Consider the following 13,640-nt stretch of genomic DNA (forward strand, 5'->3'; position numbering starts at 1 on the left):
GGCCGCTTGGCGTGCGGCCTGAACGGCAGTGAACGCCGGTTGCGCCGGCCACCGAATGGAAATAAACGGCCAGAACCAATAGGGTTCCGTGTTATGACCGCAATGTCGATTCAAACTGCCGGGAGGAGCGCGTATTGGCGCTGAAGAAAAGACCGGTTCCTCGCGAAAAGCCGCTGCCTGACGCAGAAATCCACTCGGAAGGCTTCAGGCAGACGCGTGAAGCGCGCCGCAGCGCGCTGGTCGAGGATTATGTCGAGCTCATCGCCGACCTGATCGAGGATGGCAACGAGGCGCGCCAGGTCGATATCGCGGCACGGCTCGGCGTCGCTCAGCCGACGGTCGCGAAAATGCTGACGCGGCTGTGCGCCGACGGGCTGGTCTCCCGGAAGCCTTATCGCGGCGTGTTCCTGACCGATGCCGGCCGCAAGGTTGCGGAAGAGAGCCGCATTCGCCACCAGACGGTCGAGGCCTTCCTGCGCTCGCTCGGGGTCAGCGCCGAGACGGCGCGCATCGACGCCGAGGGCATCGAGCATCATGTCAGCGCCGAGACGCTCGAAGCCTTTCGCAAGGCAATAATCGCCGCCCGCTGAAAAGCACGGCCAGCGTATCTCTTCGCGCGACTCGCTTCCCACGAGCAGGGTGAACGGCACAGACCTTGCGATGTCTCGGCCAGAGCAGGCAAGCGTCAGCAAGCATTGCTTGTTCGCACGAAAAATACTGTGACTTGGCGTAACCGTTGAGATAATTGTTGTCGTGTCCGATCGAACCGGGACACGGCCCGATCGGCCGGAAAATTGCATCACGGGGGTTGCCATGCTCTGGAAGGGCCGTCGTCAGAGTGACAATGTCGAGGACGAGCGCGGCCAGAGCGGCGGGCTTGGCGGCGGGCCGGGGCAGTTTCGCATCCCGATCGGCGGTCGCGCGGGCGGCGGCGGCATGTCGGGCATTATCATCGTAGGGTTGATTTTCCTGGCAGGGTGGTATTTCGGCTTCGACCCGAGTCAGATCCTCGATAACAGCGGCTTGCAGCCCGGCGGCGGTCAGATCACCGACAATAGCGGTGCGCAAGGCGGCGGCACCGGTGCGCCCGCCTCCGACGAGATGAAGCAGTTCGTGTCGACTGTGCTGGCCGAGACCGAGGACACGTGGACCGGTATTTTTCAGTCCGAGGGCCTGACCTATCAAGATCCAAAACTGGTCCTGTTCAGCGGACGGATCGGCTCTGCTTGCGGCTCTGCCTCGTCAGCGGCCGGACCATTCTACTGTCCCAACGATCGCAAAGTCTATCTCGACACCACCTTCTTCCAGCAGCTCGATCAGCAGTTCGGTGCCTCGGGCGATTTCGCACAGGCCTATGTGATCGCGCATGAGGTCGGCCACCATGTGCAGAACCTCGTCGGCATCCTGCCCAAATTCAACCAGATGCGGCAGAGCATGGGCGAAGCGGACGCCAACCACATGTCGGTGCAGGTCGAGTTGCAGGCCGACTGCTTTGCCGGCATCTGGGCGCATTTCACCGGTCAGAAAGGCATCTTGGAACAGGGCGACATGGCGGAGGCACTGAACGCCGCCAAGCAGATCGGCGACGACACGCTGCAGAAGAAGATGCAGGGCTACGTCGTGCCGGAAAGCTTCAACCACGGCACGTCGCAGCAGCGGCAGACCTGGCTGGCGCGAGGCTTCCAGAACGGCAAGCTTTCGGACTGCGACACGTTCAACAACCCGATCTGAGCCGACGGTTTTCTCGTAATCCGAGAGACTGGATCGCAGTCAGGGGATGTCAGGATGAAAGCACTCTGCCCGTTCCCTCATTGTTCCCAGCGATGTGCTCGCCTATAAGGTGTGTTCCCGTTAGCTTGGGCGGCCCGAGGAGATACCATCATGATAGACCCCAAAACCGCCAGGCGGGGCCTTGCGCTTGTTTTCACCACCCTGCTGCTCGACATCATTGGCTTCGGCATCATTATGCCGGTGCTGCCGGCCTATCTCAGGGAATTGACCGGCGTCGGCATCAGCGAGGCGGCTATCGAGGGCGGCTGGCTGTTCTTCGTCTATGCGGCGATGCAGTTCGTTTTCGCACCAGTGATGGGCGGGTTGAGCGACCGGTTCGGGCGGCGGCCTATCCTGCTTGCCTCGGTGCTGACGTTCGCTATCGACAATCTGATCTGCGCTATCGCCTGGTCCTATCCGATGCTGTTCATCGGCCGCGTGCTGGCCGGCATTTCCGGCGCCAGTTATTCCACGACATCGGCATTCATTGCCGATATCTCGACCGACGAAAATCGTGCGAAGAATTTCGGGCTGCTCGGCATTGCTTTCGGCGTCGGCTTCGTCATCGGGCCGGTTCTGGGCGGGTTGCTCGGCACGTTCGGGCCGCGTGTGCCGTTCTATTTCGCTGCCGGGCTTGCTTTCGCAAACTTTCTGATCGCGCTGTTTCTGTTGCCGGAAACACTTGATAACAAGCACCGTCGCCGCTTCGAGTGGAAACGCGCGAACCCGGTCGGCACGCTCGTCCAGATGCGCAACTACGAAGGTATCGGCTGGATCGGACTTGTCTTCTTTCTGATGACGCTGGGGCACATGATGTATCCTGCGGTCTGGTCGTTCGTCTCCAGTTATCGCTATGGCTGGAGCGAACAACAGATCGGCTTCTCGCTCGGCGCTTTCGGCCTGTGCGGGGCGATCGTCATGGCGACAGTCCTGCCGCGCGTGATCCCTAAGCTCGGCGAGTGGAAGACGGCGGTAATCGGTCTGGCATTTACCGCACTCAGCGCCTTCGGCTACGCCTTCGCGTCACAAGGCTGGATGATCTATGCAGTGATCGTCGTCGGATGTCTCGAGGCGTTGGCCGACCCGCCGCTCAGAAGCCTGGCGGCCGCCAAGGTGCCACCTTCCGCCCAGGGCGAACTCCAAGGCGCAATGACCTCGATCTTCTCGATCACGTCGATCATCACACCGCTGCTTTATACGGCGATCTTTTCCTGGTTCACGGGCCCGAACGCGCCCGTGGTTTTCGGCGGTGCCCCCTATCTGCTCGGCGCGATTTTCCTCACGCTGGCGCTCGTCGTCTTCGTCACCAGGGTGGCCAAGCCGACGCCGAAGGAAGTCAAACGCATGCACACGCAGGAAGCCGTGACGGACGGGGCTTGATCGGCGCCGGGAGCCCGGCCGGCGCCGTCAATCAAATCCGTTTTTACGCAATGCGCTAAACACGCTCGGCCAGTGCCGGCTCGCCGCGCTTTTCGCGGATGAGATTGACGAAGCGGCGAAACAGATAGTGCGAATCCTGCGGGCCGGGCGAGGCTTCGGGATGATGCTGGACCGAGAAGACCGGCCTGCCGGTGAGCGCAATGCCGCAATTCGAACCGTCGAACAGCGAGACATGGGTTTCCTCGACGCCGCTCGGCAATGAGTCGGCGTCGACGGCAAAGCCATGGTTCATCGAGACGATCTCGACCTTGCCGGTGGTGTGGTCCTTGACGGGATGATTGGCGCCGTGGTGGCCCTGATGCATTTTTGCGGTCTTGCCGCCCAGCGCCAGCGCCAGCATCTGGTGGCCGAGGCAGATGCCGAAAAGCGGGATTTCGGTCTTCAACAGATCCTGGATAACCGGAACGGCGTAGTCGCCGGTGGCTTCCGGATCGCCAGGGCCGTTGGATAGAAAAATGCCGTCCGGCCGCATCGCCAGGATCTCCTCGGCGCCGGTTTTTGCCGGCACCACGGTGACCTTGGCGCCGAGGCCGGCCAGCAGGCGCAATATGTTGCGCTTGACGCCGTAGTCGACGGCAACGACGTGCATCGACGGATCAGCCTGTTCGCCAAAGCCCTCGTTCCAGACCCAAGGCGTCTCGCGCCAGACTGATGACTGGCCGGAGGTCACCTCCTTGGCGAGATCAAGCCCGATAAGCCCTGACCATGCGGCGGCGCGGCGCTTGAGGTCATCGATGTCGAAGATACCGTCGGGCGCGTGCGCGATGACGGCATTGGGCATGCCCTTTTCGCGGATCAGCGCGGTCAGCGCCCGCGTGTCGATGCCTGAAAGTGCGACGATGCCGCGCTTCTTCAGCCACTGGTCGAGACCGGTTCCGGCCCGGTAATTCGACGGGTTGGTGACATCGGCCTTGAACACGGCGCCGACGGCGCCGGCGCGGGCCAGCGGGTTGAGGTCTTCGGTGTCTTCGTCATTGGTGCCGATATTGCCGATATGCGGAAAGGTGAAAGTGACGATCTGGCCGGCATAGGATGGGTCGGTGAGTATCTCCTGGTAGCCGGTCAGCGCGGTGTTGAAGCAGACCTCGGCGACGGCGGAGCCGGCGGCGCCCAGACCACGGCCCTCTATGACAGTGCCGTCGGCCAGCACCAGCAGGGCTGTCGGCCTCTCGCTGGCCCAAGGGGGGGTCGACGCGGCTGTCATCGTAGCCATGGCGGCACTCCTAAAGGTTGCGCCCTCAGTCGGCGCAACAAAAGGCGCGAAGCGGCGATCTCACAGCCTCGGCGCGCTAGGTTTTCATTTGTGCCTGTCGTTGCCCAAAACCGCTGCGCATTTTTGGGCGACGTGCACTAGAATTCAATTTCATGCAAGGCCCAGTACATAGGGGAAGGCGCCAAGGCGGTCAATGATGCCGCGCCGTGCGAGCCTAGATTTATTTCGTCGAATAATATCAGCGGTTTGCCGGACGCTATCGAGTTTGCCTTGAGCTATCGGCACGACTATTGTCCGCCGCATTCGAAGGAGAAAGCACCATGCGAGGCAAAATCGCCGAATCCCTGAAGAGCGCGATGAAGTCGCAGGACAAGCGCCGGCTGCCGACATTGCGGCTGATCCAGGCGGCCATCCATGATCGCGACATCGCCAATCGCGGCGCCGGCAAGGAGCCGGCGAGCGATGACGAGATCCTGCAGATCCTGGCCAAGATGGTGAAGCAGCGCGAAGAATCGGCCAAGGCGTTCGATGACGGCAAGCGGCCGGAGCTTGCAGCGCAGGAGCGCGACGAGATGGCCATCATCCGCGACTTCCTGCCGACGCAGCTGGGCCAGGCCGAGACGGAAAGCGCCGTCCGTTCCGCCATCGCCGAGACTGGTGCCAGCGGCGTCAAGGACATGGGCAAGGTGATGGCGGCGCTCAAGGAAAAATACGCCGGCCAGATGGATTTCTCCAAGGCGAGCGGCATCGTCAAGAGCCTGCTGCAGTAAGCCGCCGAAGGCCCTTGCCGTCGCGCCCGCAATCCGGCAGCCAAAAGCTCGCGCCCGTGATCGAACTCGTCAAACCGGCGTTTGAACACCTGCCGTCCTACAAGGCGGCCCTCGAGCGCGGCTGGTCGCCGGACAATGTGCGGCTGCTCGACGCGACGCGCGAGCAGCTTGCGGCTATCGAAAAGGATCCAGCGACTTTCCTTGGCGATCTCGACGATTCCGATGGCAAGGGACCGCCGATCACCTTGCCCGACGGTTCGACGGTGCCGCGGCTGCCCGGATTCCGGCGCTGGATCTGGGACGGGGAAGTCGCAGGCTCAATCGGCCTGCGCTGGCAGCACGGCACCGCGTCGCTGCCGTCGCATGTGCTCGGCCACATCGGCTATGCGGTGGTGCCGTGGAAACGGGGACGCGGCTATGCGACCGAGGCGCTGCGGCTGATGCTGGTGGAGGCGAGGGCGGTTGGCCTGCCCTTCGTCGAAATCACCTGCAAGCCTCACAATGTGCCCTCGCAGAAGGTCGTTCTGGCCAATGGCGGCCGGCTGGTCGGGCGTTTCTTCGAGGACGCCGCCTATGGCGGCGCGGAAAGCCTGCGCTACCGGATCGATCTGTAGCCCTATTCGGCGGCAGCCGGCAGCGGCGGCGCAGCCCGGCTTCGCCATTCCCAGACATGCGAGGCAAGCGCAACCGCGACGGCGACCAGCATGGCGATCGCGCCAACCACCGGCAGGCTGCGATAGCCATAGCCGGCATTGAGCATCGCCGCGCCGAGCGATGCGGCGAGCGCGATGCCGACATTGAAGCCCGACGGGATGAGCGACGAGGCAAGGTTGGAGGCGTCCGCGGTCCAGGTCAGGATGCGGGTCTGGATCGGCGTGCCGATGGCAAAGTTGAGGCCGCCCCAGACGAAGATCGCTATCACCATCGGCAGCGGGTAAGGGCCGACAGCGTAGATCAAGGCGAGCATTGCCGCCTGTAGGAAAAGCATGGCGATAAGCGACGGCATCAGCTTCCAGTCGGCGAGCCGCCCGCCGACAAAGACGCCGATCGTTGCGCCGACCCCGTTGAGCAAGAGCACCCAAGGTATCCATTTCTCGTCGAGGCCGGTGACCTCAAGCAGCGTCGGCGTGATGTAGGTGAACAGGCCGAACTGGCCGATCATCAGCATCAGCATAACAATGAGCGAGGTCCAGACCTGCTGGCGTGCGAGCACACGGACCTCGCTTCCAAGGCTCGCCGACGGGCTCGACGATCCCGTCTTGCGCGGCAGCAGGGCGCCGACTGCCGTGAAGGCCACCACACCGAGCGCGCACATCACCCAGAATGTCGCACGCCATCCCCAGATGTTGCCGATTGCCGTGCCGGCCGGAACGCCGATTACGTTCGATACGGTGAGGCCGGACAGGATCAGCGCCACCGCCATGCCGCGCTGGTCTTCGCGCACGAGGCCGACGGCCACCACCATGGCAACGCCGAAATAGGCGCCATGCGCGACGGCCACCGCTATCCGCAACAGCAGCATCGAGGCGAAGTCGGGCGCCAGCGCACAGGCGGCCTGGCCGATGGTGAAGGCTGCAGTCAGTCCAAGCAGCAGGGCCTTGCGGGAGAAGCTTTTGGTGGCGAGCGCCAGCAGCGGGCCGCCGACTGCAATGCCGCCGGCATAGCCGGAAACGAGATAGCCGGCGGTCGGGATCGCGACGCCAAGGCCCTCCGCCACCTGCGGCAGCACGCCGGCGATGACGAATTCGGTGGTGCCGAAGGCGAAGGCGGCAATGAACAGGGCAATGAGGGGGAGCATGGCGGAAAGGCGATCCTCGGATAAGGTCGCCTCAAACCACGGATGAGGGCAGCGGGCAATCCAGAAATTGTCGACGCCGCTTTAGCTTTTCTTGATCGCCGGTCAGGCGTCCGCGCGGAGGCAAGAGCTAGGCGGCTGCCTTCCTCCCGTAAGGAATTTTCAGCCACGCACGTTCGTGAAGATAGTAGAGCAGCGACTTGGTGACGACCTCGGTCAGGCCGATGGCAGCGGCGAGCTTGATGCTTCCGGTCACGACGAGCGAAATGATCATCGTGTCGATGGTGCCGGTGATGCGCCAGGAAAGCGCTTTGGCGAAGCTGCGAGAATGGGTGTCCATCGACTTTCCTTCCGGTAGATGCGGCGATCTTTAGCCGACAGACAGGAGGTGGCGCAAAGATAATTTCTGCGCATTGGCCCACAGCAATTTTCATAGGCGATGTTCTAAAGCTTCCCGGCCTGTGGATGCAATCTATCCGGCCTTCAGCCGCGAACCGGTGAGCAGGCCACGTTCTTCAAGAACGGGATAGGCCATCGAGGCGAGCAGCGAGTTGATCTGCTTGAGGTCGCGAATGGTGTCGAGATGGATGGAACTGGTCTCGACACTCTTGGCGGTGCCGTCGCGCAGCCGCACGAAATGGCTCTGGCTGGTTTCCTTCTCGCGGTCGCGCAGCCGGTCCTTTTCCAGCACCAACTGGCGAGCGGTCTCCGGATCGCGGGACACCAGCACGTTGAAGGCAAGCCTGGCATTGGCAAGCACCAAGGCATGGAAGGCGCAAAGCTCACGCCAGCCTTCCGGCGTGAACTCCAGCCCACGCTCGAATTTCTTCTTCACGTGGACCAGCATGTTGCGCACGATGATGTCGCCGACCTGCTCCAGCTTGACGCAGGCGCCGATCAGTTCCTGGCAACGCAGCGCCTCGTCCTCGCTCAGCGGGTTCTTGGTGACCCTGGCCAGATAGAGCTTGATCGCAGCGTGCTTCCTGTCGACACGGTCGTCGAGTGCGGCCAGCGCGCCGATCTTGTCGGCATCGGCGCTCTCATAGAGCTCGATGATCCGTTTCAGCATGATCTCGACCGTTTCGCAGACCCGCACCACCTCGCGGGTGGCGTTGGCCAATGCCTGGCTCGGCACGTCGAGCGCACTTTCGTTGAGCGCCGAAAGCTCGACGACGTCGAGCGCGTTGGCGGCCTGGGGCTTGGTGCCCAACGCCACGATCCTTTCCGAGGCGCGATAGACCAGGCTCGCCAGCGGTAGGCCGGCGACCAGGATCAGGATGTTGAAGACAATGTGGGCATTGACGATCTGCTCGGGCACCGTGCTGCCCAAGAAGGCGACCGGCGGCTTGAACGTCAGGAACAGGATCAGCATGATCAGCGAACCCATGCCGCGCATCAGGAGATTGCCGATCGGCACGATACGAACGCCGGGTTCTGCGTTGCGGGTTAGAAGCGGCGCGATGATCGAAGAGCCGAGATTGACACCCAGCACCAGCACGATACCGAGTTCGGGCGGGATGAAGCCGCGGCCGGCCAGCGTCACCATCAGCAGCACCGCGGCGATCGAGGAATGGAACAGCCAGGTGATCACCGCCGCCAGAAGATAGGCGGTGACAGGATCGCCGGAGAAGTAATCGACGATGAGCGGCATCAGCGTGCTCTGGCGCAGCGGCTCCGACGCCTGGCCGATCATCTCCAGCGACAGAAGCAGCAGGCCGATGCCGACCAGGATGCGGCCGAACTGGCGCCAGTCGCGCCGCTCGGTGGCCATGAACATGACGGTGCCGGCGACCAGGCAGATCGGCACCAGCAGCGACAGATCGAAGGTGAGCAGCTTGACCACCAGTGCCGAGCCGATCTCGGCGCCGCGCACCGCAAGCTGGCCCGACATGCCGCTGACAATACCGGAGCCGGCGAACGAGCCGACCAGCAAGGTGACGGCGGTCGAGCTTTGCAGCGCGACAGCCAGGCCGCAGCCGGCCAGAACCGCCATGAACGGATTGCGCATTGTGGCGCGCAGTTTGTGGCGCAGCACATCGCCATAGGCGCGCTCGACGCCGGTCTTCACCAGACGGGTGGCAAACAGCATCAGTGCGACCGCACCGGCCAGGTGCAGCAAGACGACCGAGCCACTCATGCCAGGCCCCGCAACGCGACAGGTGCCAGCGACGCGGGCGCGGTGAAGTCAAAGAGGCAAAAGTGGGCGCGAATCGTGGACATTGCAGAGGTTGATATTACTCCGATTTATTTTAGCCGAATAATAAATTTTGCCCGCTTCGGACGCGTGTTGCCACGCGACGGGGCGTGTCGGAAATGGATGGCTGACAAAATGGTTGCATAGCCTGCGGAGTTGCGGCGGGTCATGCGTCCATTCTCGGACGCCCGCTTTAAAGGTAGCGCTGAATTAGTCGTTATAAAGGTAAGAAATCATTACGAAAACGTAATCTCGGTGTTCAGTTTCGGTTCATCCTTCCGGCTCTATTCCGTAGGCATCGACAACCAAGGAGTACCCGCCATGAAACGCATCGTTCTTTCCGCCATTGCCTTCTCGATGCTGGCTGCAACCACCTGGCAGGGCCAGGCCGCACCTCTGAACACACCAAACGCGCCGCAGTCGAACTACAGCCAGGTCGACTGGCAGAAGCCTGGCAGGCATGTCGACGTGAACAAGCATGTCGACGTGAACAAGCATGTCGACGTGAACAAGCGCGTCCTAGTGAAGAAGAAGATCGTTGTGAAGCGCAGCCATTGGCGCAACGGCCAGAGATATTCCAGCTGGAAGCGTCACCAGCCGATCCGCGACTATCGCCACTATGGCCTGCGCCGTCCGGGTCCCGGGCAGGAATGGATCCGGGTTGGCAATGACTATCTGCTGGTCAGCGTTCTTTCCGGCTTGATCTTCGGCGCCATCGCCACGCAGTGACCGCGGAACGTCTGACCGGCACGGCGCTGGTCAATGAAAGAGAGGCGGCCCGCCAAGGCCGCCTTTTTTCATTGGTCCATCTTGATCCTAATTCAGCGCGGCCGAAAGTTTCACGGTTCCGCTGAAATACTTCGCCGAATCGGAGCCGATGCCGCCATAGCTGGTGGAGAGGCCGAGACGCATGCCGCCCGGCATGCGGGTATCGATGCCGGCTCCGACGCGGCCATGGAAATTGTCGGCGCCGCTTTCGGTCGCTGTGTCGCTTATGTCGAAGACGCCGTCGAGCCGCAGGTTAAAGTCGAGGGTAACGTCGTCATCCGTGACATGGCGATAGGAAACGCCGGGGCCGAAGGCGATCTGGCCGAGGCCGGCGGTGACGGAGGGAATGGGGACGTTCAGGCCGTCGACATAGGCTCCCGATTTTTCCTCGAAATAGGAGAAGCGCGCCCGCGGCGAGAAGGTCCAGGCGTCATATTGCCATTCCCCTTGCAGCGTGGCGCTGACCATCCAACGGCTGGCGTCGAAGCCGTCGGTGTAGGTATCCATGGGGCTGACGCTGTTCGAGGATGTTCCAGCTCCGGCGAGCAAATCGAAATACAGATTGTCAGTCAGCCGAGCGGTCAAATAAGGCCCGGCGATCCAGCCGGTGCCCTCGGCGGTTCCGCCGCCGCTGCCGGTGAAGCCGTCGGTACGATCGATCTGGACGAAGGCGCCAACAAGCAGATTGCGGCTGACCAGATAGTCGGCGCCGAAGGTTGCGAGGGCGAATTTGCCGTCTTGGTCATTGATGTCGAAGCGGCTGTAAGTGCCTTCGAACCAGATGTCGAACAGGCTGTTGGCATCTTCCCCGCCAAGCCGCCGCATGGAGGCAAGGCTTGCGCTGACATTGACCGAGTTGGTGTCGGCCATGCCGGGCAGGTACGCGAGCAGGGTGGCCACTGGGCTGCCGCCGCCGGCGACGCCGTCGAGCCGGTCGATGCGGCGCTGGATGTCGGGCTGGTTCTCCAGAATGAGGCTGGCGCGTGTCTCCATGAATTCCTTGATGAGCGCCGTGGTATTTTCGCGTGAATTGGTGCTGGCGAACGTGCAGACGACGCTTTCGCCGGGCGCCAGGTTGATCACGGCCGTGCGGTTCGCCACATTGCCGACGGAATCGCCATCGTTGCAACTGATCGAGGTCAAGGCGAAGCCGGCGGCGGTCATGTCGGCGGCGGTGACGCTGTAGGAGCCGGTCTGCAGCGAAACGGCCGGTCCGTCGCCGGAGCCGCTGCTGGTGGCGATGGTGAAGTTGAGGCCGGGCGCCGGCGAGGAGAAGCCGAAGGAGCCGTCGCCGCTGTCGGTGGTCTGGCGGATGGTGATGGAGCCTAGGGCGTGGACTTCCTGGGCGAGCGCGCTGGAGGTGCTTGTCGCGTTGTTCGCGTCGCCATTGTAGGTCGCGACGACCTGACGGGTGCCGACCGGGAGGGCGGACGTCGTCAGGGCGGCGGTACCGCCGGCGAGCGCGACCGTAGCAGCGGGCGAGCCGTCGACACTGAAGGTGACCGTTCCGGCCGGCGGCGGATTGCCGGGAGCCGAAACCGTTGCCGTGAAAGTGACCTGATCGCCCTGATTGGAAGGGTTGAGGCTGGAAACGACCAAGGTGGTGGTGCCAAGCTTGTCGATGGTCACCGAATAGGCCTTGGAACCGGATTTCCCATTCTGATCGGTTGCAACTGCGGTGAAGTCGAATGTGCCGGTATTGGTCGGGGTACCGGAGAGCAGACCGGTCGCGTCGAAGCTGATGCCCGACGGGAGGGTTCCGGACGTCAGCGCGAAAGTATAAGGCACCGCGCCGCCGCTGGCCGCAAGCTGTTGCGAATAGGCCTGGTTGTATACGGGGTTTGGCAAGGATGCCGGCGTCAGCTCGACGGTCGGCTCGGCAATGATCAGCGTGTAGGATTTCGAACCGATGAAACCGTTTGCGTCGGTTGCCGCCACGACCAGGTTGAACGTGCCGGTATTAGTCGGGATTCCGGAGAGCAGACCGGCCGCGTCGAAGCTGATGCCCGACGGGAGGGTTCCGGACGTCAGCGCGAAAGTGTAGGGCGTCATACCGCCGCTGGCCGTCAGCTGCTGCGAATAGGCCTGGTTGTAGACCGGACTGGGCAATGACGGCGGCGAGACCGTGATCACGGGCGGTGTAAAGGTGACCGTGTTGTCGGTGCTGGTCGAGGCTTCGTTCGCATCGACGGCGGCATTGGTTGCCACGCCGGCCGGTATTGTGGCCACGACGGACCCTGAACCCGTCATGCCGCTGACCGCGACGCTGAAAGTGCTGCCGGAGCCGGTGACGACAGCGATGGTGGCGCCGGCGGTGCCGGAAAGCACAACGTCGCTGCCGCTGAAGCCGGTCACCGGCTCGCTGAAGACCACGTCGAAGAGGATTGGCGACGAACCGGTCGGATCGCTCTGGCCGGCAGCCTGGTTGATGGTCACTGTCAGCGGCGGTGGCGGCAGATTGTAGGTGACGGTATTGTCGGTGCTGGTCGAGGGCTCGTTCGGATCGACGGCGGCGTTGGTCGCCACGCCGGCCGGTATTGTGGCCACGACGGACCCCGAACCCGTCATGCCGCTGACCACAACGCTGTAGGAGCTGCCGGAGCCGGTAACGGACGCGGTGGTGGCGCCGGCGGTGCCGGAAAGATCGACGTCGCTGCCATTGAAGCCGGTCACCGGCTCGCTGAAGACCACGTCGAACCGAATTGGTGAGGAACCGGTCGGATCGCTCTGGCCGGCAGCCTGGTTGATGGTCACTGTCAGCGGCGGTGGCGGCGGCAGATTGTAGGTGACGGTATTGTCGGTGCTGGTCGAGGGCTCGTTCGGATCAACGCTGGCGTTGGTTGCCACGCCGGCCGGTATTGTGGCCACGACGGAACCTGAACCCGTCATGCCGCTGACCAAAACGCTGTAGGAGCTGCCGGAGCCGGTAACGGACGCGGTGGTGGCGCCGGCGGTGCCGGAAAGATCGACGTCGCTGCCATTGAAGCCGGTCACCGGCTCGCTGAAGATCACGTCGAACCGAATTGGTGACGAACCCGCCGGATCGCTCTGGCCCGCTGCCTGGTTGATGGTCACCGTCGGCAGCGCGAACGCCGCGGTCGGCACGAGCACGAGCACTAGAATGGCGGCAAGGGTGCGCCTCAGCGTTGCGAACAAAAGCAGGAAAATCGACGACAACGGAAAGGAAAGTGCGGATAACGGCAAACGCCGCAGTCGCATGGTGACATGCGCATCCAGAGCTACGGTCACCCCGTCCCCCAAAATCCCCCGACCGGCGGGCCTGCTCTCTACGGGCGCTGAATTCCGGACGAGTCGCCTTTGCTTATGATCATCTAGCCGCCTTGATGCACGGCGATAAGCTTTTGACGGCCTGAAGCGACGCTGTGGTCGCCGTTGCGGTGCTTTTCCACGCGCCTGGTCAGGCGCCGGGATTGCTCCGTCGTGATGGCAGGCGGGGGTTTGCAGGTTGCGGTCGTCGGGTTCGTTTCGGGGCGTCTGCGCCCCATCGTTATGTCGCGAGTTGAGGGATGCGATCGAGGACGATGCGCAGGATGCGCTGGTCGGGGCACGATGTCGGCAGGTGCAGACGGATTTGCGATTTCATCTCGACCACCCGCGCAGCGATTTTGATGAGGCGCAATCGCAGCGTGTCGAATTGGGCGACGGCAAAGCTCGAGCGCCTCGGCATCG

Annotated in this window: 12 protein-coding genes; 6 read left to right on the forward strand and 6 right to left on the reverse strand. The window is 63.0% G+C overall.

Annotation, left to right across the window (positions count from 1 at the left end; genetic code table 11):
- Positions 1-134: 134 nt before the first annotated feature.
- The 3 genes from mntR (at position 135) to NKH93_RS03050 (ending at position 3,150) form a co-directional block, all read left to right on the forward strand.
- Positions 135-590, forward strand: coding sequence for a manganese-binding transcriptional regulator MntR (mntR, locus tag NKH93_RS03040; RefSeq protein ID WP_023678308.1), 456 nt, complete (start codon positions 135-137; stop codon positions 588-590).
- Between the two features lie 223 nt (positions 591-813).
- Positions 814-1,731, forward strand: a complete 918-nt coding sequence (ypfJ, locus tag NKH93_RS03045) for a KPN_02809 family neutral zinc metallopeptidase (protein WP_352473939.1) — start codon at positions 814-816, stop codon at positions 1,729-1,731.
- 150 nt (positions 1,732-1,881) lie between these two features.
- Positions 1,882-3,150, forward strand: a complete 1,269-nt coding sequence (locus tag NKH93_RS03050; RefSeq protein WP_352683610.1) for a TCR/Tet family MFS transporter — start codon at positions 1,882-1,884, stop codon at positions 3,148-3,150.
- Positions 3,151-3,205: 55 nt separating this feature from the next.
- On the opposite strand, the gene carA is transcribed toward NKH93_RS03050, so the two are convergent.
- Positions 3,206-4,423, reverse strand: coding sequence for a glutamine-hydrolyzing carbamoyl-phosphate synthase small subunit (gene carA / locus NKH93_RS03055; protein WP_352541094.1), 1,218 nt, complete (start codon positions 4,421-4,423; stop codon positions 3,206-3,208).
- 320 nt (positions 4,424-4,743) lie between these two features.
- Here carA and NKH93_RS03060 point away from each other — a divergent pair, with 320 nt between their 5' ends.
- Together NKH93_RS03060 and NKH93_RS03065 are read left to right on the forward strand one after the other, a co-directional pair.
- Positions 4,744-5,193 carry a GatB/YqeY domain-containing protein gene (locus tag NKH93_RS03060; RefSeq protein WP_292658734.1) on the forward strand — a complete coding sequence of 150 codons (450 nt, stop codon included), beginning with the start codon at positions 4,744-4,746 and terminating at the stop codon, positions 5,191-5,193.
- 56 nt (positions 5,194-5,249) lie between these two features.
- Positions 5,250-5,807 (forward strand): GNAT family N-acetyltransferase, encoded by a 558-nt coding sequence (locus tag NKH93_RS03065; RefSeq protein WP_352473942.1) that lies wholly within the window; start codon positions 5,250-5,252, stop codon positions 5,805-5,807.
- 2 nt (positions 5,808-5,809) lie between these two features.
- On the opposite strand, the gene NKH93_RS03070 is transcribed toward NKH93_RS03065, so the two are convergent.
- The 3 genes from NKH93_RS03070 to NKH93_RS03080 all read right to left on the reverse strand — a co-directional run bounded on the left by NKH93_RS03070 (position 5,810) and on the right by NKH93_RS03080 (position 9,125).
- Positions 5,810-6,991, reverse strand: a complete 1,182-nt coding sequence (locus NKH93_RS03070) for an MFS transporter (RefSeq protein ID WP_352922848.1) — start codon at positions 6,989-6,991, stop codon at positions 5,810-5,812.
- 127 nt (positions 6,992-7,118) lie between these two features.
- Positions 7,119-7,328 carry a DUF2061 domain-containing protein gene (locus NKH93_RS03075; RefSeq protein WP_292658743.1) on the reverse strand — a complete coding sequence of 70 codons (210 nt, stop codon included), beginning with the start codon at positions 7,326-7,328 and terminating at the stop codon, positions 7,119-7,121.
- A 132-nt stretch (positions 7,329-7,460) separates the two neighbouring features.
- Complete coding sequence (locus NKH93_RS03080; RefSeq protein WP_352816167.1) at positions 7,461-9,125, reverse strand: Na/Pi cotransporter family protein; 1,665 nt, start codon at positions 9,123-9,125, stop codon at positions 7,461-7,463.
- A 378-nt stretch (positions 9,126-9,503) separates the two neighbouring features.
- Between NKH93_RS03080 and NKH93_RS03085 the strand changes: the two genes are divergently transcribed.
- Positions 9,504-9,911 (forward strand): RcnB family protein, encoded by a 408-nt coding sequence (locus NKH93_RS03085; RefSeq protein ID WP_352922845.1) that lies wholly within the window; start codon positions 9,504-9,506, stop codon positions 9,909-9,911.
- 87 nt (positions 9,912-9,998) lie between these two features.
- Here NKH93_RS03085 and NKH93_RS03090 read toward each other — a convergent pair whose 3' ends face one another.
- Positions 9,999-13,199, reverse strand: coding sequence for a putative Ig domain-containing protein (locus tag NKH93_RS03090; protein WP_352969032.1), 3,201 nt, complete (start codon positions 13,197-13,199; stop codon positions 9,999-10,001).
- 259 nt (positions 13,200-13,458) lie between these two features.
- Positions 13,459-13,640: transposase (locus tag NKH93_RS03095; protein WP_352969034.1), on the reverse strand; the 182-nt coding region annotated here is incomplete at its 5' end.

The sequence above is a fragment of the Mesorhizobium sp. M0954 genome (assembly GCF_040319155.1).
In the GTDB taxonomy this organism is placed as follows: Bacteria; Pseudomonadota; Alphaproteobacteria; order Rhizobiales; family Rhizobiaceae; genus Mesorhizobium.

What these genes read in the sequence shown, in the direction of transcription:
- ypfJ (WP_352473939.1), top strand. Translation starts at nt 814, where the DNA reads ATGCTCTGGAAGGGCCGTCGTCAGAGTGACAATGTCGAGGACGAGCGC.
- NKH93_RS03050 (WP_352683610.1), top strand. Translation starts at nt 1,882, where the DNA reads ATGATAGACCCCAAAACCGCCAGGCGGGGCCTTGCGCTTGTTTTCACC.
- carA (WP_352541094.1), bottom strand. Translation starts at nt 4,423, where the DNA reads ATGGCTACGATGACAGCCGCGTCGACCCCCCCTTGGGCCAGCGAGAGG.
- NKH93_RS03060 (WP_292658734.1), top strand. Translation starts at nt 4,744, where the DNA reads ATGCGAGGCAAAATCGCCGAATCCCTGAAGAGCGCGATGAAGTCGCAG.
- NKH93_RS03070 (WP_352922848.1), bottom strand. Translation starts at nt 6,991, where the DNA reads ATGCTCCCCCTCATTGCCCTGTTCATTGCCGCCTTCGCCTTCGGCACC.
- NKH93_RS03075 (WP_292658743.1), bottom strand. Translation starts at nt 7,328, where the DNA reads ATGGACACCCATTCTCGCAGCTTCGCCAAAGCGCTTTCCTGGCGCATC.
- NKH93_RS03080 (WP_352816167.1), bottom strand. Translation starts at nt 9,125, where the DNA reads ATGAGTGGCTCGGTCGTCTTGCTGCACCTGGCCGGTGCGGTCGCACTG.
- NKH93_RS03085 (WP_352922845.1), top strand. Translation starts at nt 9,504, where the DNA reads ATGAAACGCATCGTTCTTTCCGCCATTGCCTTCTCGATGCTGGCTGCA.